The sequence below is a fragment of the Maribacter luteocoastalis genome, assembly GCF_048890225.1.
Lineage (GTDB): Bacteria > Bacteroidota > Bacteroidia > Flavobacteriales > Flavobacteriaceae > Maribacter > Maribacter luteocoastalis.
This window is the reverse complement of sequence record NZ_JBMFZG010000001.1, coordinates 1-22,044: the sequence shown is the minus strand read 5'-3', so window position 1 is coordinate 22,044 and position 22,044 is coordinate 1. Positions and strand designations below refer to the sequence as shown.

Annotated in this window: 17 protein-coding genes; 9 read left to right on the top strand and 8 right to left on the bottom strand. The window is 35.2% G+C overall.

Features of this window, described 5'->3' with window-relative positions:
• Positions 1-174: 174 nt before the first annotated feature.
• Positions 175-840 carry a hypothetical protein gene (locus ACOCEA_RS00085; protein ID WP_420754158.1) on the top strand — a complete coding sequence of 222 codons (666 nt, stop codon included), beginning with the start codon at positions 175-177 and terminating at the stop codon, positions 838-840.
• Positions 841-850: 10 nt separating this feature from the next.
• Complete coding sequence (locus ACOCEA_RS00080) at positions 851-2,458, top strand: carboxypeptidase-like regulatory domain-containing protein (RefSeq protein ID WP_420754157.1); 1,608 nt, start codon at positions 851-853, stop codon at positions 2,456-2,458.
• A 51-nt stretch (positions 2,459-2,509) separates the two neighbouring features.
• Here ACOCEA_RS00080 and ACOCEA_RS00075 read toward each other — a convergent pair whose 3' ends face one another.
• Positions 2,510-3,526: a glutamine synthetase beta-grasp domain-containing protein gene (locus ACOCEA_RS00075; protein ID WP_420754156.1), complete on the bottom strand. Its 1,017-nt coding sequence runs from the start codon at positions 3,524-3,526 to the stop codon at positions 2,510-2,512.
• A 191-nt stretch (positions 3,527-3,717) separates the two neighbouring features.
• Here ACOCEA_RS00075 and ACOCEA_RS00070 point away from each other — a divergent pair, with 191 nt between their 5' ends.
• From ACOCEA_RS00070 to pyrF, 6 genes are all read left to right on the top strand, one after another.
• Positions 3,718-5,904, top strand: a complete 2,187-nt coding sequence (locus ACOCEA_RS00070) for a glutamine synthetase III family protein (RefSeq protein ID WP_420754155.1) — start codon at positions 3,718-3,720, stop codon at positions 5,902-5,904.
• A 72-nt stretch (positions 5,905-5,976) separates the two neighbouring features.
• Positions 5,977-7,155 carry an AIR synthase related protein gene (locus ACOCEA_RS00065; RefSeq protein ID WP_420754154.1) on the top strand — a complete coding sequence of 393 codons (1,179 nt, stop codon included), beginning with the start codon at positions 5,977-5,979 and terminating at the stop codon, positions 7,153-7,155.
• Positions 7,156-7,204: 49 nt separating this feature from the next.
• Positions 7,205-7,648, top strand: coding sequence for a QcrA and Rieske domain-containing protein (locus ACOCEA_RS00060; protein ID WP_420754153.1), 444 nt, complete (start codon positions 7,205-7,207; stop codon positions 7,646-7,648).
• Between the two features lie 142 nt (positions 7,649-7,790).
• The gene (locus tag ACOCEA_RS00055; RefSeq protein ID WP_420754152.1) at positions 7,791-8,783 is read left to right on the top strand and encodes an FAD:protein FMN transferase; all 993 of its coding nucleotides are present in this window, start codon (positions 7,791-7,793) and stop codon (positions 8,781-8,783) included.
• Between the two features lie 136 nt (positions 8,784-8,919).
• Positions 8,920-9,996, top strand: coding sequence for a peptide chain release factor 1 (gene prfA / locus ACOCEA_RS00050; RefSeq protein ID WP_420754151.1), 1,077 nt, complete (start codon positions 8,920-8,922; stop codon positions 9,994-9,996).
• 99 nt (positions 9,997-10,095) lie between these two features.
• Positions 10,096-10,929, top strand: coding sequence for an orotidine-5'-phosphate decarboxylase (gene pyrF, locus ACOCEA_RS00045; protein ID WP_420754150.1), 834 nt, complete (start codon positions 10,096-10,098; stop codon positions 10,927-10,929).
• Here pyrF and ACOCEA_RS00040 read toward each other — a convergent pair.
• Entirely contained in the window at positions 10,921-11,115 is a 195-nt protein-coding gene (locus ACOCEA_RS00040) for a hypothetical protein (RefSeq protein WP_420754149.1), read from the bottom strand. The two genes, pyrF and ACOCEA_RS00040, sit on opposite strands and share 9 nt — an antisense overlap.
• 225 nt (positions 11,116-11,340) lie before the next feature.
• Between ACOCEA_RS00040 and ACOCEA_RS00035 the strand changes: the two genes are divergently transcribed.
• Entirely contained in the window at positions 11,341-12,192 is an 852-nt protein-coding gene (locus tag ACOCEA_RS00035) for an alpha/beta fold hydrolase (RefSeq protein WP_420754148.1), read from the top strand.
• 402 nt (positions 12,193-12,594) lie between these two features.
• Here the strand turns inward: ACOCEA_RS00035 and ACOCEA_RS00030 are convergent, their stop codons facing one another.
• The 6 genes from ACOCEA_RS00030 to ACOCEA_RS00005 form a co-directional block, all read right to left on the bottom strand.
• Positions 12,595-13,395 carry a hypothetical protein gene (locus tag ACOCEA_RS00030; protein WP_420754147.1) on the bottom strand — a complete coding sequence of 267 codons (801 nt, stop codon included), beginning with the start codon at positions 13,393-13,395 and terminating at the stop codon, positions 12,595-12,597.
• Positions 13,396-13,419: 24 nt separating this feature from the next.
• On the bottom strand, positions 13,420-15,141 hold the full coding sequence (locus tag ACOCEA_RS00025; RefSeq protein WP_420754146.1) for a SusD/RagB family nutrient-binding outer membrane lipoprotein: 1,722 nt from the start codon (positions 15,139-15,141) through the stop codon (positions 13,420-13,422).
• Positions 15,142-15,167: 26 nt separating this feature from the next.
• A complete protein-coding gene (locus ACOCEA_RS00020; RefSeq protein ID WP_420754145.1) occupies positions 15,168-18,407 on the bottom strand; it encodes a SusC/RagA family TonB-linked outer membrane protein in 3,240 nt (1,079 codons plus the stop codon).
• Positions 18,408-19,002: 595 nt separating this feature from the next.
• Positions 19,003-20,526, bottom strand: coding sequence for a helix-turn-helix domain-containing protein (locus ACOCEA_RS00015; protein ID WP_420754144.1), 1,524 nt, complete (start codon positions 20,524-20,526; stop codon positions 19,003-19,005).
• A gap of 328 nt (positions 20,527-20,854) precedes the next feature.
• Positions 20,855-21,556: a DUF4197 domain-containing protein gene (locus ACOCEA_RS00010; RefSeq protein WP_420754143.1), complete on the bottom strand. Its 702-nt coding sequence runs from the start codon at positions 21,554-21,556 to the stop codon at positions 20,855-20,857.
• 294 nt (positions 21,557-21,850) lie between these two features.
• On the bottom strand, positions 21,851-22,044 hold a 194-nt coding region (locus tag ACOCEA_RS00005), incomplete at its 5' end, for an integrase core domain-containing protein (RefSeq protein ID WP_420754142.1).

Here is a 22,044-nt window from a genome sequence, read left to right as displayed (position 1 = left end):
CCATGAAAACCGATTTGATCAAGAATTATTTTTTTCATAAGGGGTAGCGATACCAGCATTGATAACGAAGAATTATATTCGATAAAGTTTTGGGTATTTTTTCCTAACTATCGAGCAAACGGAACCATCTATATTTCCAAGTTTAATTTTGCCATACATAAATTGGAGTACACCATGTATGATGAAAAAAAGCGTAACGATACTGGTCAAAAAAATAAGCATGGACATAGGCAAAGGGTGATTTTTGATATTTCTACGGACTATAGAAAAGTAAATAATAAAATGTATTTAAATTATATATCCTTTCATAACAGTTTTACATTGAATATTCCGCCAGTATTTAATGTGGAATATATTACCGTTAATACGGATAGAAGATGTTTTGTAGTAGAGTACAATAATATCCCTGAATCAAAGCCCGCTATGCACTTGCCTAACTACAAGGTTGAGTTTAAAAAGAAACGGGTGAAATTAAAAACGGCGCAAAGGTTAAAAAACAAAATATTCTTATACCCTGAAATGGAAGATGAAAAAATTGATCAAGTGATGAAAACAATTGCAACTGCGCAAAGAGCAGGTGAAGATTTACATAATTTAATAGAGGTTCAAGTTTCTAATGTACGGGATACTATAGGTAATTTAGTTAATCAGTGGTCACAAATGGAGTACAATCAATTCAGGGAGTTCTTTACTCAACGGGTCAAACCTGATACTAAATCGCCGTTTGAAGGTGTTTTCATGGATATGCAAAAACCAATATTCCATGATCAGCCGGTGTCCCGCCCTAAAAATTATGACGACTACTGGATGAACACTCCGTTACAAAATAAAATAGATTAACTAAAAAGGTATGAGGAATAGGTTTGTCTTTTTGCTGTTTTTATTGGTTACTTTAATTTGTGTTTCACAAGAAGAGGACTATATTTTTGGTCAATTGGTAGATGGCTCTAAAAATGAACCCGTAGTCTTTGCAAGTATTAGGCTCAAGGGAGCAGCATTAGGTGTAATTTCTAATATTGATGGAACGTTTAGGATACCTATGTACTATAAATCCATAGGCGAGGTTTTAGAAATTTCCTGCATAGGATATGGTACAAAATTAGTTGCGGTTAATGATTTAAAGGATACAGAGGCCAATATTATTATACTTCAACCTTCGGCCTTTGAACTAAATGAAGCTGTGGTATCAGCAAACATTAAAAAGCTAAGTGCTAAACAAATTATAAAAATTGCGGTAAATAGCATAAGTCAAAACTATCCACTCAAAGAATTTGGACTAATTGGGTATTATCGTGACTACCAAGTTAAGAATGGAAATTATGCAAACTTGGGTGAGGCAATAATAGGGGTTGAAGATACCGGTTTTAAAGAGAAAAATATTTTAAATAATAAATATTTACTCTATTCATATAATATAAATCAAGATTTTGAAATAGATGAATTTGCTAGGCAACCTTATGATTATGAAGGGTATAACAAAGTGGTTCCCAATGCAAAATTAAAAAATGAAGGCGGTAATGAATTCATTACCTTGAGAATGCATGACGCCATTAGAAATTATGGTTTAGAATCTTTTTCTTTTGTCGATGATATCTCAACGGATTTCATAGAGAATCATAAGTTTAGTCTTAAAGGAAAAACCAACTTTAATAAAGAGTCTGTTTATGAGATTGATATGGTTTTTAGGGATGATACGTTTTCCGCAAACGGGACGATTTATGTAAACACTAAAGACTTTGCTATCCATAAATTAGAATACGCAGTTTACAAGCGCAAAAAACCAAAGGATATTAGTAAGGCTATAAATGATAAGGAACGTTTTTCAAATGGTTTTATAAAATTGAACCGAGAAATGCTGTACCACATTCAAACGGAATACGCACGTGGTGCCAACAAAAAAATGTTCTTGAACTATATTTCTTTCTACAATAAAGTTTTGGTTCAAAGGCCTGCACCGTTTAAGTCTAGGTTCAGTATTTATTTGGAAGATAAATCATTTCGGATTCGGGTAAATAAAAAACCAGGTAATTTAGAAAAGATAAAAAATAGGGATTTTATGATTACCTATAGGAACGATTTTGTACCAATAAGGGAATTCTGGTTTCAAGAAGATGAACTTGCCTTTGTGGTTTGTCCACATTTAAAGTATAAGAAGGCTGAAGATATTTTTGATGTTTTGTTCACTGAAAAAGAAGATTTAGAGGTTGCTGATGTAAAATATACTTATGGTAATATTAAGGATAGCTTAGGCAATAAACTAGATGAAAGAAAATGGGAATACTTGCACCAATACCGAGAATTTTTTGTTCAGGAAATCATTTTAGATAATAATGTAAAAAATAGTAATCGTTTAATGAGGAAAGATTTGTCATTGGACAGCGACTTGCAACTAAAGCATTCAGTAGATATTAAAAAAGAGTATTGGAAAAACACCCCATTACCAACTATAAAAAAATAAAACGCCCTGAAATTATTCAAGGCGTTTTAAAAGTCAATAATAAATTTCTTATTATATTTTTGCAGACTTAACCGTTTTTACGATTCTACCTGCAATCTTGTATGGATCACCATTAGAAGCTGGTCTACGATCTTCCAACCATCCTTTCCAACCACTTTCCACAGTTGCGATAGGAATACGTATAGAAGCACCACGATCAGAAATACCGTAAGAGAAGTCATTTATAGAAGCAGTCTCGTGAAGACCTGTTAAACGTTGATCATTAAATTCACCATAAACAGCAATATGCTCTTTAACCACTGGTCTAAATGCTTCACAGATTTTCTCATATGTAGCACGGTCACCACAAGTTCTAAGCGTTGTATTAGAGAAGTTGGCATGCATACCAGAACCGTTCCAGTCCATATCTTTTCCTAATGGTTTTGGGTGGTATTCGATGTAGTAACCATAGGACTCAGTAAGTCTATCTAACAAATATCTAGCTACCCAAATTTCATCACCTGCTTTTTTGGCACCTTTTGCGAACAATTGAAATTCCCATTGTCCAGAAGCCACCTCTTGATTGATGCCTTCAAAATTGATTCCGGCAGCAATACATAAATCGGCATGTTCTTCAACAATATCCCTACCATGAGTATTTTTACCACCTACAGAACAGTAGTACATTCCTTGTGGTGCAGGATATCCACCAATTGGGAAACCTAATGGCAATTGTGTAGCCGTATCCATGATGAAATATTCCTGCTCAAAACCGAACCAGAAATCATTATCATCATCATCAATTGTTGCCCTACCATTAGATACGTGTGGAGTACCATCTGCATTTAAAACCTCGGTCATTACCAAATAGGCATCTTTTCTGGCTGGATCTGGAAAAATTGCAATAGGTTTTAATAAACAATCAGAAGAACCACCTTCTGCTTGTCTCGTGGAACTACCATCAAAAGACCACATAGGGCAATCTTCAAGTTTACCACTAAATTCGTTTACTACTTTGGTTTTACTACGCATATTTTGCGTTGGGAAATATCCATCTAACCAAATGTATTCTAATTTTGTTTTACTCATAATAATTGGTCGTTATGTTACTGATTTAAAAGACATCCAAAAATAGATTATTTATAGGATTCTATGAATTTTTTAGGGGGTAATTCTTGTAATTTTCAACTAATTGTAAGATGCCCCTGTTTTTTAATGGGTATTTTGTTAAATATCTATTTTTAGGGTGTAATTTTGTGGAATTAATAAAATGTAATAGTATGTCATCATCTAGATTTCTGGCAATAGCGGAGAGCCGTAGTAGAAATAGAATAGCAATTGAGGAAAAAGGTAGGCGTTCAGATCTTTTTGGGTGTAATGTTTTTAATGAACATAAAATGTTACAATTTTTGACAAAAGAGGCATTGGAAAGCGTAAAGGGCGCTATTGTTTCGGGTTCAAAAATTGATCGAAGAATTGCGGATCAGGTTGCGGAAGCCATTAAGGGATGGGCCATATCCATGGGAGCTACGCATTATACCCATTGGTTTCAACCCTTAACAGGGGCAACAGCCGAAAAGCATGACGCCTTTTTTGATCTTTTATCAGATGGTACTGCTTTAGAAAAGTTTGGTGGAAGTCAATTAGTACAACAAGAGCCAGATGCTTCCAGTTTTCCAAGTGGAGGTATTAGAAATACTTTTGAGGCTCGCGGTTATACCGCTTGGGATCCAACATCTCCTGCATTTATTTATGGTACAACGTTATGTATCCCCACAATTTTTGTTAGTTATACTGGAGAGGCATTGGATAATAAAGCACCATTATTAAGGGCTTTAGGTGCTATTGATGACGCTGCTACCGGTGTAGCAAAGTATTTTGACAAAAATGTATCTAAAGTGAATGCGACACTTGGTTGGGAACAAGAATATTTTTTGATTGATAAAGCATTGGCACATTCAAGAATAGATTTAATGCTTACGGGAAGAACGCTTGTTGGCAATGTAGCCGCTAAGGGCCAGCAGCTTGATGATCATTATTTTGGTGTTATACCCAATAGGGCCTTGAGTTTTATGAGCGACTTGGAACAGGAGTGCATCAAATTAGGTATACCAGTTAAAACAAGGCATAATGAAGTGGCACCTAACCAATTTGAACTGGCACCTGTTTTTGAAGAGGCGAATTTGGCAGTGGACCATAACCTATTGTTGATGGATGTTATGGATAAAATTGCTGACAGGCATAATTTTAAGGTCTTGTTTCATGAAAAGCCATTTTTAGGTATAAATGGTTCAGGAAAGCATAATAATTGGTCATTGGCAACAGATACAGGGGTTAACCTATTGAGCCCTGGTTCAACGCCAATGAAGAATCTTCAATTCCTCACATTTTTTATCAATACCATAAAAGCTGTGGATAATTACGAAGAGTTGTTAAGATCCTCTATAGCCTCTGCAAGTAATGACCATAGATTGGGAGCAAACGAGGCACCACCTGCAATTTTTTCAATATTTATCGGTACACAGCTTAGTAGTGTTTTAGATGAGCTGGAAGGTGTTTCAAAAGGAAAGTTATCACCTGAAGAAAAAACAGAGCTTAAATTAAACGTTGTCGGTAAAATACCTGAAATATTACTGGACAATACAGATCGTAACCGAACTTCACCCTTCGCATTTACCGGAAATAAGTTTGAAATGCGTGGTGTTGGTGCAAAAACTAATTGTGCCAAACCAATGACCATTCTAAATACCATTGTGGCCAAACAGTTAAAAGACTTTAAAAAAGAAGTTGATGCCTTAATCGATAAAAAGAATTTAAAGAAAGATGAGGCCATTTTTAATGTGTTGCGTGAGTATATTAAAACTTCTAAAAAAATCCGATTTGATGGTGATGGGTATAGTAAGGAATGGGAAAATGAGGCAAAAAAACGAAAACTAAGTAATAATAAGAATACGCCAGAGGCACTGGATATCTTATCAACCAAAGAAACCTTAGACTTATTTAAGTCAATGAAGGTTATGAGCGAGGTAGAAATTGGCGCCCGCAAAGAAGTAGAGTTGGATTCTTATATAATGCATTTGCAAATTGAAGGTAGGGTGTATTCAGAATTGGTTTATAACCATATAATACCTGCAGCCATTGCGTATCAAAATACTTTAATTAAAAATGTGACCGGTTTAAAGGAAATTTATGGTGCCGCCCATAAAGGCTTTTCAGAAGGGCAGTTGGCCATGATTGAGGAAATGGGGGAGCATTTAACCAAAATTAAAAAAATGGCAGATGCCATGAACGATGCTATGCTCAAAGCAAATTTAGAAAAAAACTCCCATAAAAAGGCGTTAAGTTATTGTAATGGAATAAAGCCTTATTTTGATGGGATACGCGAACATGCCGATGAACTAGAGAAATTAATTGATGATAATTTATGGCCAATGACAAAATATAGGGAGTTGTTGTTTATTAAGTAAAATTCTGTTCCAGTACGGATAATTATCTTGGAATATTAATCAATTCATCTATTTTTGCCGCAAACAAATATTATGTCCTCATCCAATAGTGAAAGATACAATCAGAGAGGGGTTTCTGCCTCTAAGGAAGATGTACACAATGCTATAAAAAATATAGATAAAGGTCTTTTTCCCAAGGCATTCTGTAAAATTGTACCCGATTATCTGACGGGGGATAAAGATTATTGTTTGATTATGCATGCAGATGGGGCCGGAACAAAGTCTTCGCTTGCTTATATGTATTGGAAAGAAACTGGTGACCTATCAGTTTGGAAGGGAATAGCACAAGATGCATTGATCATGAATATTGATGATCTTATTTGTGTAGGTGCAACAGATAATATTATGTTGTCATCAACCATTGGACGGAATAAAAATAAGATTCCGGCAGATGTACTTTCAGCTATAATAAATGGTACCGAGGAATTGATCACTGATTTATTCAAGCATGGTATTACCATTCATTCTACAGGAGGTGAAACTGCAGATGTTGGCGATTTGGTGCGTACAATTATAGTAGATTCTACCGTAACTGCTAGGTTAAAAAGAGAGGATGTAATTGATAATGCCAATATTAAAGAAGGAGATGTTATTGTAGGTCTTGAGTCTTTTGGTAAGGCGACCTACGAGAATGAGTATAATGGAGGCATGGGCAGTAATGGGCTCACTTCTGCCAGGCACGATGTTTTTGGAAAATATCTAGCAGAAAAATACCCAGAAAGCTTTGATCCAGAAGTGCCTTCAGAGTTAGTTTATTCAGGCAATACAAAACTTACCGATAAAGTGCCCTATGCTCCTTTGGATGCTGGTAAATTGGTGCTTTCCCCTACAAGGACCTATGCGCCAATCGTAAAAAAGATTTTGTCCAAATACAATAGCAATGACATTCATGGGATGGTGCATTGTAGTGGTGGTGCACAAACTAAAATTCTTCATTTTGTGGATGACCTTCATATTGTTAAGGATAATCTCTTTGAAGTTCCGCCTCTTTTTAAATTAATTCAAGAACAATCTGGTACGGATTGGAAAGAGATGTATCAGGTCTTTAATTGTGGACATCGATTGGAGATATATACAAACCAAGAGACTGCGGAAGATATAATTGCGATTTCTAAAAGTTTTAATGTCGATGCTAAAATTATTGGTAGGGTAGAGGCATCCCCCAGTAAAAAACTCACTATAAAAAGTGCTTACGGAACCTATATGTATTAGGGCATACGATTAGTCTTTTTACTACGTTATTTATTGTAAAGATGTAGTTATGAAGAGAAAGGAATTCCTAAGAAGCATAGGTGTAGGAGCCGCGTTTGCCATTACCTTTCCATGTTTGGGAGGGTGTTCTAAAGATGGCGGCATAGATGGCAACGTTGTTGAAGTTCCTACGGGTGTCGATTTTACGGTGGATTTAAACTCGGAAGAAGGCGCTAAATTGGCCAATAATGGAGGCTATATTTTAAAGAATTTAGTTGTAGTTGTAAGAAATCTGGAAGGAAATTTTGTTGCGGCGAGCCAAGTTTGCAGTCATCAAAGTTATGACGAAGTACGTTTTGTTAATCAAGAGGGCGGAATCTTCCATTGTGATGTGCACGGTTCTAAATTTGCCCAAGATGGTTCTCCTTTAAATACCATTCCTAATAGTGTTGCCAAGCCTTTGAAAATTTTTAATACTGAACTTAACGGAAGTAATTTGCGTGTTTTTGAATAAAACACAGAGGTCCTTATCTTATTATTTTGAAAATAAAGCTCCCTGTACTCACCCAAATAGTGGTTTATTCTAATCGGTATGGTGTTATTTTTTATGTATACGCTTGTTTTACCTTAATCTATATATCCTAATTTAAATTAAGATGCGGGTATATTTATCAATCATATTCTCTTTGTTAATGTTGATGGTGTATGGTCAGGATAAGAAATATGTGACCGTAAAGAAATCGTTAACCTTAATGGGAGAGCGTTTTGATTTTACAGTAGTATCTGTAAATGAGGAGTTGGCTTATATTAATATTCAAGAAGCCGTTGGAGAAATTAGAAGAATAGAAAAATTAATTTCTTCCTGGGACCCAGAATCAGAAACATCGTTGATAAATCAAAATGCAGGGATTAAACCAGTAAAAGTTAGCATAGAACTATTCAAACTCATAGATAGATCTAAACAAATTTCTGAAATTACCAATGGTGCTTTTGATATTACTTTTGCTTCGATGGATAAAGTATGGAAGTTTGATGGTTCAATGACGGATATTCCTTCAAAACAAGAAATAGAAAATGGTATCGGTAAAATAGGTCACCAAAGTATAATTCTAGATAATTCGGAAAAGACTGTTTTTTTGAAAAAACCAGGTATGAAAATTTCTTTTGGTGCTATTGGCAAAGGTTATGCTGCAGATAGGGCAAAGGAATTGTTAGTATCTAAAAAGGTTGTTGCTGGTGTAATTAATGCATCTGGTGATATTACCACTTGGGGAACCAAAGCTACAGGTGAAAAATGGTTGATTGGAATTGCGAACCCATCTAATCAGAAAAAAGTAGTGTCTTGGTTACCAATATTAGAGTCCTCTGTGGCTATAGCAGGAAGCTCAAAAAAATATATTCTTTTTAATGGAAAGAAATATTCAAATATTATAAACCCGTTTACCGGAATACCAACTTCTGGGGAGGTACAAGTAACCGTTTTTGCCAAAAGTGCCGAACTTTGTGATGCGCTGGCAACTGCAATTCTCGTAATGGGTAAAGATGCGGGCTTATCACTGGTGAATCAGCTTGGTGGTACAGAGGCCATAATCAAGGAAAATGAAACTATTTATAAAAGTAGTGGGATTATCTTAGATCAAGAGCCCTAAATTTAATTTTCAAAGGTTAATTCTAAGACGTATTTTAAATTCAAGATCTTTATGTTTTTAGTAAAGTGTTAGCAACACTTCGCGCTACTTAATGTGTAAATTTATCGTAAATTCGCAGCACAAGTGAAGTAAGCAAATGATAGATAAGTTAAATATTGTAAAACAACGTTTTGATGAGGTTTCAGACCTTATTATCCAGCCAGATATTATAGCTGATCAAAAGCGTTATGTGCAGTTGACCAAGGAGTATAGCGACCTAAAAGCTTTGGTTGGAAAGCGGGATGAGTATTTGGAATATACCAATAATATAGCCGAGGCCGAGGAAATTATTGCTGATGGTAGTGATATGGAGATGTTGGATATGGCAAAAATGCAGTTGGAAGAAGCAAAATCTAAGCTGCCCGCGTTAGAGGAGGAAATTAAACTTATGTTGATTCCAAAAGATCCAGAGGATGCCAAAGATGTAGTTATGGAAATTCGTGCTGGAACTGGTGGTGATGAGGCCAGTATATTTGCGGGTGATCTCTTTAGAATGTATACCAAATATTGTGAAAGCAAAGGTTGGAAAACCAATGTTATTGATTTGAGTGAAGGAACAAGTGGTGGTTATAAGGAAATTCAGTTTGAAGTTTCTGGTGTTGATGTCTATGGTACGTTAAAGTTTGAAGCTGGTGTGCATAGGGTGCAGCGTGTCCCACAAACCGAGACCCAAGGTAGAGTGCATACCAGTGCCGCTACCGTTATGGTACTTCCGGAAGCTGAAGATTTTGATGTGCAAATAGACCCAAAGGATGTGCGTATAGATTTTTTCTGTTCTTCAGGACCTGGTGGGCAGTCTGTAAATACAACATATTCAGCGGTTCGGTTAACTCATATCCCAACTGGTTTGGTAGCTCAATGTCAAGACCAAAAATCACAACATAAAAACAAGGATAAAGCTTTTCGTGTATTGCGGTCAAGATTGTACGATATGGAATTGGCCAAGAAACAGGAGGAGGATGCGGCTAAAAGAAATTCACAAGTAAGTAGTGGAGACAGATCGGCTAAAATTAGGACCTATAACTATCCACAAGGTAGGGTAACGGACCATAGGATTGGTTTAACTTTATATGACTTGTCCAACATCATTGATGGTGATATTCAAAGGATTATAGATGAATTAAGTTTAGTTGAAAACACAGAAAAACTTAAAGAAGCATCTGAAATATTCTAAATATAAAATTACCATATTTAAATGGTGTTTTTTTTTTCGCTATTTGCCTATTAAGAAGACAGCAGCTGTTAAAAGATTGTATTAGCATTTATTTAACCTATGACCACCCAATATTTAGTTACTCAAATACATAAAAAACAATCCTTTCTATGTGTTGGATTGGATACTGATTTAGATAAGATACCAAAGCACTTATTGGAATTGGAAGATCCGATTTTTGAATTCAATAAATCTATAATTGATGCCACCCAGAAGTTTTGTGTAGCATATAAACCTAATGTTGCGTTTTATGAAGCTTATGGTGTAAAAGGTTGGATGGCGTTACAAAAGACGGTTAATTATATTAATGAAAATTATCCTGATATTTTTACTATTGCCGATGCTAAGCGTGGTGATATTGGAAATACTTCAACGCGATATGCCAAGGCATTTTTTGAGGATTTGAATTTTGATTCTATTACCATTGCCCCTTATATGGGCAAAGATTCAGTTGAGCCTTTTCTAGCTTTTGAAAATAAACATACTATTTTATTGGCATTGACTTCAAATGAAGGTGCTTTTGATTTTCAAACCAAAAGTATTGATGGCCTTGAATTATATAAACAGGTAATTAAAACTTCCCAACACTATCTAGGCTCAGAAAATTTAATGTACGTTGTTGGGGCCACTAAAGCGGAATATCTTAAAGATATCAGGGAAATAGCGCCAGATAGCTTTTTGTTAGTTCCAGGAGTTGGCGCTCAAGGAGGTAGCCTAAAAGAGGTTTGTAACTATGGAATGAATAATCAAGTGGGCTTGTTGGTAAATTCATCTAGGGGTATTATCTATGCGTCAAATAGAGAAGATTTTGCTGAGGCCTCTAAAAACAAGGCAGAAGAACTTCAATTGCAAATGAAGGAAGAACTTCAGAAATATAAGAAATCCCTAGATTAAGTTTTCCAGAGACTTTTTTATTTTTATTGCTTTCTGCTCAAAAAATTCACCCAATTTTGTGTTGGAATATTGCATATTCGATGCTTTGTCCAAAAAATTCTGGTATTGATATTCTAACATAGTAATAGCGTCTGCTTTTGCTGCAATTGGCGTTACTGTTCCTACTTTACAATATTGCTTTTCCATAATACTTTTTTGTTCTAACAAATATACGTGCCAATTAAATTTTTGGACGCTGATTCATACGTTCTAGGACTAATATTCAGGTAATTTGTCTTTTTTTTAACAAAACCCATGAGTAATTAATGATGATAACCATTAATTACTAGTTTTAAGAAGTAAAACATTATCATTTAAAAAAGTTTATCTACATTGTGCAATTGTCCTATAAAAAAGGTGCTGAGGTAAACATTGTTACACTATATTACATACAAACACAAAACTTCCCATACGTGGGTAACATTTGTCCATGGGGCTGGTGGGAGTTCATCAATATGGTACAAACAGATCAGGGAGTTTAAAAAGGTCTACAATATATTGTTATTGGATTTAAGGGGTCATGGTGAATCTAAACCTAAAATGACTAGTGTTTTAGATGAGAAGTACACATTTGATGCAATTACCGATGATATTATTGAAGTAGTAAATCATGAAAAAATTTCAAGTTCTCATTTTGTGGGTATATCCTTGGGCACTATTTTAATAAGAAACCTCGCAGAAAATTATCCAGATAGGGTGGATAGTTTGATTATGGGGGGTGCCATAATGAAACTGGATTTTCGTTCCCAAATGTTAATGAAATTGGGAAATATGTTTAAGTCCATTTTGCCTTATTTATGGTTATATAAGTTTTTTGCCTTTGTAATTATGCCTAATAAGAACCATAAGGAATCAAGAAGTTTATTTGTTCGTGAGGCCAAAAAACTTTATCAAGAAGAGTTTTTAAGATGGTTTACATTAACTACTGAGATAAATCCTTTATTACATTTGTTTAGATTTTCAGACAACAGTATACCTACATTGTATGTTATGGGGGAGGAAGATTATTTATTTTTACCCACCATTAGAAAATTAACATCAAGACAAATAGATACAAATCTTTTTATCATCAAAAATTGTGGACATGTAGTTAATGTTGAGGAACCAAAATTATTTAATAGAATGGTAATTGGTTATTTGGTAGGTATGGAAAGTTTTAAAAAGGAAAAAGCGGGTGAAAGTGATCAATCAATTATAGATCAGAATTATAATGTTCATGCGTGATGGTTTATATGCTTTAGAAAATAAATACAGCCCTGAGGGTATTGATAGCTAATTCAAATAACCACTCTAAAAAATAAAACAGAAGTTCTTTATTTAAGGATGCCCAGGGCTGATTTAAATTTATAGTTAGATTACAAGGTCTAAATAAATGTATTTTACATATATAACGGGTAAGACCTATAAACATTTCCCTTTCCGATGCATTTTTACCTAACCTTTACTAAAAAGACACCATTAAGTTGTCATTTTAGTAGTATTGCCTTTGGTTTGTTATAGACTTATTTCGGTTTATGCAATAATTTATTTTTGGTATTCACTTTGATCTTAGATAGAGGTTAAAAAACCACCCTATTTGATTGATGAATAAATAAGATGGTCTTTTGTTATAGGGAAATATCAATACTAATTAATGCAAGGGGAGGGGTTTGGTCCAAATGGCCCTCTAACCTCACCATTAGGTGTTGTTATAGTATATACATGCTCTTCTTCAAAGGCGCCACTAGTATATGAAATAACCAGACTACCTGCGTTTTCTGGGACATTTACGGTGAAACTGGCCTCCGAACCTGCACTAAAAGTGTAATTGGTTGAAACCCCATCAATTTCAAATGTCACAAATGCACCATCCCAGCCATCGCCATACAGATCATCCATATCAATTGTCCAAGTTCCTGCAATTGGGGTATCACCAATTGGTGAACATTTAATCAATACAATAAAATTGTAAGCTTGTCTTTGCTCTTGCTGACCAGTAATACTTCCTGTAAAGTTTTCAAAAGTAAAAACAGCACCATCCGTCCCAGTAGATTTACCAAGAAAACGTATAAAATCGCCCCCTGAAATATCATCTATGGAAATACCTAAGCTACTTGCAATATCCGTATACGGAATGGATATGGTGCTTGGAAAACTAGTAATGGTTGTCAGTGGAATAGTATCACTGGCAACACCACCAGATTCTCTGCTTACACTTAATTCCCACGACTGAACGTTACCGTCTAGGGCATTTACTTCCCCACTAAAACTACTGTTGGCAATATCACCGGCTGCAACAATATTTTCATCAACCACAATACGAACATAGGGTGATTTTGAATTTTCTGGATCTAAAAGGCTTAAAGGGTTTTTCTCCTTTTCTTCACAACTTATCAATGCCACGCTTAAGAGCATTAAGCCAATAATTGGTTTTATTATTTTTTTCATCGTTTACTTTTTTGAGTTATTAAATCAGTCTACAAAACCTTCTGAATTGGTATCCCAGAAAACCGGTGTGTCCGGAGCCGATTTTTGAGTTAAATTGGTATTGTTGTCGGCTGCCGTTTGTGAATACCAATTAGATCTTAGAAATGTTCCTGAATCTGCTAAAAAGAAACCTGGTGTAAGGTTGTCTGGTTGCCCTGTTCTTCTGTAGGTATTATATGCCTCTATACCATTGCCCCAAAGTGCTATAAAATATTGCTCTACAATGATTCTAAGTTTGTCTGTTTCATTACCGGCATCATAAGCATTCAATATGTCTAAGATGTGGTCATCTATTTCGGTTTGAGTAGGTACCACACCAGAATTGGTAGCAAGGCTAGAACCAAATGAAATAACTTTTGAGATGGATTGTCTAATGCCATTTTCCATGTAGGTTCTGGCATCCCCAGTTGTTCCCAAGGTCAAAGATGCTTCTGCCAGCATAAAATAGGTGTAGGATGACATTAACATTGGTGAAATACCAGCACCGGCCAATCCTTCATTAACTGCAGCAGACCCGGAAACATTTCTGAAAGAATTATCATCAAAAGGACCTCCTACAGGGTATACTCCAAATAAAGTCCTGAATTGCTGATCTGGTGGTATACCATCGTTATCCAAATGGTTTCTTCCCCAAAGGCCATCAAATCCGTTAATATTGGGTACTACGCAATAAGGCTCATTTGATGCCCACCAAGAAGGTGTAGAAACTTCAGTGAAGCACTCTTTGGTAACAACATCAGCACCAGAAAAGTCACCCACTTGTCTATAAAAATAATATCTGATCCTTGGATCGGCATCACCATATTGGTTTGCCAATAGGTTCATGTAGTAATTGCATAGGTAGAAGTCTGAACTAGGCCCTTGACCGTCAAAGTTGGCTGTAAAATAAGGGTGTCTGCTATCTGGGGCAGCATTGCTTGTTGCCCATTGAAATTGAAAGTCCTCGGATGAATCCAATATAAGCTGATTTGAAGAAATTAAGCTATTGATTACGGAAGTGGACGTTGATGGGCCAAAACCTTCCTCATTTGCCAATCTTGTTTGCAAATACAACTTTAAACGCATGGTATTTGCTGCTTTTTTCCATTTGCTTTCATCACCGTTATAGTACAGGTCATTTGTTGGTAATGTAAGTTCATCTTTATTTAGATTAGTAATGGCGTCCATAAGTAATTGGTCCAATGCCAGATAAATAGAGGCACCAGAATCAACAATAGGGTTTAAGATACCCTCACCACCTTTCACAGCTTCAGAATAAGGAACGTCACCAAAAAAATCTACCATGGACATCATGATATAGGCTTCAAGTATTTGACCAATAGCAATATGGGTGTATTGGCCAGCTCCTTCTGCCAAGGGGTTCATGGTTCTAATGTCTATTAATGCCCTTGCATATACATTATCCCATACTCGGTCAAAATCTGTAGGGTCATTAAGTTCTCTATATGTTGGACCGCCCCCGTTTAACATACGCACAGGTTGCATTCCAAACTGGCTTAGTCCATTTTCGTTTCGGTCTTCCTCACCAGAATGGATTTCTGCTACTTGTTGTTGTATTTGATTTAAAAAGAAATCTACACTTGCCTGCTCTGGATTCAGGGCATTTGGACTCGGAACAACTGCAAGTTCTGTTGTATCACAGCCAACCAGCAAGGCTACCAAAAGGCAGATGAGCATTGTTCCTGATTTTTCTATTATTTTTTTCATAATATTTTGTTTAATAGTCTTATAAATTAAAATGATGCCCTTACTGTAAATCCATACCTTCTTGTAGACGGACCAGTGATAAAGTCAATTCCTTGTCCGTTGCCTACTCCTGTACTGGATGAGTTGGTATCATAGTTTATGTTGTCTGGAAAATTAACAGCCTTAAACCAAAGGTTAGAACCCGATAATGTGAAGGACAAGCTACCAAATGGTGTTTTTTTCAGTAATTCTTTTGGTAAAGAATATCCAAGTGATGCTTCTTGAACCCTAATGGTAGTTCCATCAAATACACTTAACTCATTAATGTCTCCACCAAAAAAGGTGTTAAAACCAAATTCTGTAGAACTTATCGCTATATTGTTTGGTGTGCCATCTTGCTGAACACCGGGCAGCACGTAGTTGGACTCTCTGTTTATTGGAGTGTCCGCATCTACTGTACCACGACCAATAAGAGCTGCTGAGGTAACTGAATAAATATCACCTCCATGTCTGTATTGCAAATTGGCCGACAGGGTAAAACCTTTGTATGTAAATGTAGGTATCAGTGCTGTTGTCCAATCTGGATTTGGATCACCAATTTCAGAAATGTTATTGTCAACCAGATATAGACCATTACCACCAACGATTCTGTTACCATTATCATCCTTTAAAAAAGTGGTTCCTAAAAACACACCAAAAGGCCTTCCTTCTACCGCATAATTTGCCGCTTCACCAGCAATGGCCTGCGTCAATAAAATATTATTGGTTCCTTCTGCAAGATCGGTAACAATAGTTTCATTGGCCGTGAAATTTCCTGCTATATTGAATCCAAATTTGTCACCTCCACGTCTTAATATGTCTAAATCATAGTCGATCTCCACACCTTGCGACTGTATTTCTCCAATATTTACAAAAGTACTAAGGAACCCGGTAGAGCTATCCAAAGTTCTATTGGTAATAAGATCTGTTGTAACCTTATCATATAAACTAATATTAAAGTTTAGGCGATTGAATAACCTCATATCTGCCCCAATTTCAAACTCTTCAACCCGCTCTGGTCTTAGATCTCTGTTACCTAGTGTATTGGAAACCGTATTGCCAGAAATCACGTTTCCATTTATGTCAATTAGATTTCTAGCACCTAGGGTAAGCACATCTCTAGTGTTGAATGGTGTTGGAAAACCTGCTGATGACCCGTATCCTAAACGTAGCTTTAAATAATTGAGTCCATCTCCTTGAAGTCCTTCAATAGCTTCTGTCGGTACAAAAGAAACACTTGCTCCAGGATAGAACAAGGAATTGTTTTCTGTTTCTAGAGTTGATGACCAATCATTCCTACCTACAACATTTAAATACAGATAATCTTTGTAGGAGAATGTTGCATCCAAATATATACCTACTAAATTTTCCTCAAAATCTTGATTGATATTGGTTGAGGAGAATGAGTTAATAGATGATGGGGTGGTGAAATTATAATGTTCCAAAACACCAAACACTAATTGTCCGGTACTTTCAAGACCATCTTGTGAATAAACATCCCTTCTGCTATTTGCACCAAGTGTGGCCTGTATATTTAAATTTTCTGTTATCTCTTTATTGGCACTAAGTACAAAGTCGTGGTTCCATATGGAGTTTCTTACGGCCAAAGTTCTTAATATACCCAGTGTTGGACCATCTACGCCTCCTTTGTTTTGACCATAGGAATTAAACTCTGTATAGGTATCCAAGCCCATTTTATAGGACAAGTCAAGCCAATCATTTATACCATAGCTTAACGTAATGTTACCAAGAAAACGATCGGTATTTTGTGAGGTTTTAGAATTGGCAATGGTCCAATATGGATTCTGTATATCATTACCAGATCTGTAGTATACACTTCTACCATCTGCTGCTTGGAATGGCAAGTTGGTTAAATCTACGCTTCTTGGTGTATAAAGAACATCTCCAAAAACAGCAGAACCTTGGAAAGCGGCCCCGCTTCCCGTACTTACGGCATTTGGAGGTGATTTATAACCGGTTCTGATAAAGTTGAATACACCGGATGCTACCAACTTATTACTTAATTGGGCATTACCACCAATACTGAAATTGTTTCTTAACAAGGTATTTCCTGGTGTAACGCCAACATCATGAGTACGACCATAGTTTGCATTAAAATTTATTTTTTCTGAACCACCTCTAATGTTAACTGAGGTACTGGATACAAACCCAGTCTTAAAGAAGTCTTCTACACCATTGTAGGGTTTATACAAATAGGCATCATCCAATAGGTCTTCATTGCCTGCAACTAATGTTTGATCTGCTATATAATTTAATGGATGTCTAAGAATGGCAAAGTTACCTCCATTATTATCTAGGAATTGGCCTGCATTTGCAATGCCATCATCGTCTGTCCTATCAAATCTAGGTCCCCAATTACTAAAGAAAAATCCAAACCCTTGGTGAAAACCACCACCATAATTGTTTTGATAATCTGGTAATATAGCCTTGGAAGCAAATACAGATTGAGTAATACTTACCTCATTCTTGTTCTGTGTTTCACCTGACGAGGTATTCTTTGTTGTAATTAAAATAACACCGTTCCTACCTCGGTTACCATATAATACCGTTGCACTCAATCCTTTTAAAACACTTACACTTTCTATGGTATTTGGGTCAATATCCAAAAACCTACTAGATTCTGTGTTACCATCTAAAAAGTTGGATTGTGTATTGGTGCCAGAGTCAAATGGTATGCCATCAACAATAAATAGAGGTTGGTTTGATTGTGTTGCGGAAGAGTAGCCCCTAATAATAATATTTGTACCAGATCCTGAAAGACCATTGTTTGAAGTAATATTTACACCGGCAACTTTACCGCTTAGTACCCTGCCGATATCCGCTTCTGGTCTAGCTTCCACTTTTTCGGATTCTACTGTGGTTACAGAATATCCTAAAGAACGTTTTTCCCTTACAATACCTTGTGCCGTTACCACGACCTCTTGTAGTGATTGTGCATCTTCCACCATGGTGACATTGATAGTGTTTTCTTGACCTACAACACGTTCTTCTGTACGCTGTCCAATATAGGAAAAAACCAAAACCTGTCCGCTTGCTACTTGGATGCTGTAGTTTCCATCAAAATCTGTTTGGATACCTGTTGTCGTATTTTTAACAAGTATGTTAACACCTGGCAACGGTACGCCACCCTCATCCGTAACATTACCTGTTACCGTTTTTTGTTGTGTATATGCCCAAGTCATCCCAGTTAGAAAAAGCATAAACAACCAAATACATTTTTTTTTCATACGTTAAAATTTAAATGAGTTAGTTATGAATAACTTAAGTGCAAAATGGAGTTTTAAACAGTTAGGTTATCACGTGAGTGAAGTACTTTTTTTTTGAAAAGTGTATTGGAACTGTTTTAATTGATAATTGTTTCCGAGCTGTTTTGCATTAGTCATTCAAGCCAAAGTAAAAGGGACTTTGTTGAAAAGTGGGAAACACTTATAAACGTTTACGTTACCGATGAAAGTTTACGCTTGTTTTACCTTTTATAACAATTTTAAGCGATCTAGTTAAATTTGTAAATCGTTAACTATTTTATTTATTTTTTACGGTATTATAAAAATCTAAATACATTTTTGTTGAAATTTAACTTAATGTGACTTTAACGATTATTTAAAATTGGTAGGATTATCTTCTTCAAGTAAATCGCAGCCCTGAAAAGGTTTGATGACTAATTCAAACAAAACTCCTAATAGCAGAAAAAATTTCCTCTTTGAAGTAGTTGCTCAGAGCTGCTTTATACTTAATGGGTAGACTATAAAATAAATAGCTCTTTTTGTTTTTATGGGAAATACTTATAAACGTTTACGTAGCCGATAATTAATTACGTAGTCTTTACACCTGGGATTGCAAGTACAATTTTTGATACTCACTTGGAGTTAGTTGGGTGTCTTTTTTAAATGCCTTGTTAAATGTTACTTTATTGTTATAACCAACTTCATAGGCAATATCAATGATGTTTAAATTTCTTTGATGGTCATTGTCAAATATTTGTTTGGCCTCATTTATTCTGTATGTATTTACCAACTCGTGAAAATTCATATTAAAATGCTCATTAATTACTTGTGAAGCATTATGGCGAGTAGTGTTTAATTTAGTTGCCAGCTTTTCTAGATTGATGTCATTTTCTTTATAAATTCTTTCATTATCAAATAGGGCGATTAGATTTTCTTTTAATTCATTTGACAAACTAGGGGTTAAACCAGATTTTTCATATTTAAACAATAGTTTGTTCAACTTAAAATCACCATTAAAAACACTAGGTTGAACATTTGCACAGTACCCTATGTACATTACCATTAAAGCCATACAGATAACTTGGGAGTGGTACAGAAAACCAGACATAACATTGTTACTTATTAAAATACCGTAACCAGCATAGCAAATGACATAGGCAATATGTATCAGATAAATATTACGCTTCCAGATTCTATTATCGCCTGTACTTTCTTGATTTTTGATTTTAGAATCGAGATAAAGCTTTCTGATGAAGAAACCATATACAATAAGGGATATCAGTTTCAGTATTACTAAGATAATTAGGTCCGCAGAATCTCCTGGATTTAAACCTTCGTTGGTTCTACCTAACATCAATGCTAATTTATCTTCTGCGGAAAGAGAATAAATAGGGAATGCATATAGTAAAAAGAGAATAGTTGGAATTAGGTGTAAAAGGTCTGTTTTTTTAAATTGATAATTTTCTGTAATTCGTTTAAAATAAAAGTAGAGTAAGGGTCCGTATAAAAATGAAAAACATGTAGACATTAAATAGGAATGTGGAAACTGGTATTGGTAGTTAGTGATATTTAAGCAAATATGAAGGATGAAAAAGGAGTGGATAAAAATAAAACTACTGATTAAAATTTTGGCAATTTTTTCGACTTTCGAATTAAAGTGTAATATGGTACCGGTGTAGAATCCTATTAGTGCCACATAGAGGTACATGAAGGACCAGATACTGAATTTTGGCTCATATTTTTCTGAAATTTGGAAAAACTGCTCGGAATCTCTAATGTTGTCAAACCAAGAATCGTTTAAAACATCGGTATTAAAATCAGTAGTAAGATATTCTTCCAAATACGTAACACTTTCATCTACATTGTCCATAGCTGAGTAGCTTTGTGCAATCTTTTTGAATATAGGGGCAGTTCTAATGGAAGGATTGTTCAGTGCCTTTTGATAGGTTTCTATTGCTTCAGGATACTTATGCTCTTCGAATAAATAATTGGCCTTATCTATGTCCGACAGTAGTTCTTTTTGTGGCTTCTTAACAATCCCAATAATGGAGGGTTTTGTATTGCTTGAAAAACAATGGGAGGTAAAAAGTAAGAATGTGATTAAGATCCTTAAGTTTTGCATGTTGAATTGATTGATGAATTAGCTATGTCTTAAATTAATCATAAAAAAGGACTATAACCTTAAAAAAGTATTAAAATAGTAACTCCCGATAATAGTTTACCTTAGACACATACTGTGTTGATGCATTGAAAATTATTTATTTAGGAAAGAATAGTAGTTGTTATATATAAAAGGAAAAACCGATGCTCCCATCGGTTTTTAACTAACTAACTCAAAAAATACTAACTCAAAAATTTGAAAATGTATGTTGTTTACTTTTAAGAATCTGATTCTTAAAATTTTAACGTCAATAACTTTGAATTATTGTGAGGATTATGAAATAATATTCTTAATCCTGTAATGCAAAGACTTTACGCAGTAATTCAGTGTTTCTGGAGGAAATCTTTGTTCTAATCTCTTTTTCTTCCACAGCGATCATGGTAAATACTCCATCTAATGCTTCCGTGGTCACATAATCTGTAAGATCTGGGTTGACGTTTTTAGTTAAAGGAATTGCATTATAGCGATTTATAAGGGAACTCCACACTTTGTCGGCACCAACTTTAGTAAATGAGGATTTAATAACTGGGTTAAATTTTTGATATAATGTAGTAGTAGTTTTATTACTTAAAAAGGTTGTTGCTGCTTTATCATCACCAAGTAAAATCGTCTTTGCATCATTGAATGTCATATCCTTTATTGCACCCACAAATATTGGTGTAGCTTCTGATACCGCATCTTCTGCTGCACGGTTAAGGACTTTGAGACCTTCGTCTGCTAAGCTGGTAAGACCTATATCCCTTAAAGTTTTGTCCACTTTTTGCAATTCTTCTGGTAGTAGAATTTTAACCAAGTCATTTTTATAAAAACCATCTGTTTGGGTAAGTTTGCTCACTTGTTTGGTTATTCCTCTGTCTAACGCAGCTTTTAAACCATTTGCAATTTCTTCATTTCCAATAGTAGTAGACTGTGGTAGTTGGTTTACTACTTGTTGTAATTCATTACATGATACTATAAACAATACAGCTATAACCAGGCTTAGTTTTCTCATATTAAGATTTTTATTTGAGCATTTTTTATGCGTATAAAAGGGTTACGAGAAAATAACTGTTTTATTGTTGAATGTAGTCGTTTTGCTCTGTAACATTAATTTTTATAGTATTTTAGCTAGAGTGTGATGAGGCATTAGTTCGATATTAGTTCGAATTCAGATGAGAAATTGATATAAAGACTTTATTTTTATATGTCCACGATTATCTTATTACCCTCTGGCTAAAATACTTAAAAATTATACTTTCATCGATATTGTCTTGTCCTGAAATATGGCTACAGGTTAAAATTGAATTTACGCTGTTAATTTATATACCATATTCGGTGTTTTATATTCTAAAGATAAATGTAACCTAATTTCATTGTATAAATTAATTGCATTTTTTGTTGCTCTTTTAGCGTGTTGCAGGCTATCAAAGGTCTGGTCAAGATAAAATTCGTCTTTTAGAATACCATTTACCCTTTCTGCCACGGCATTTTCGTAACAAT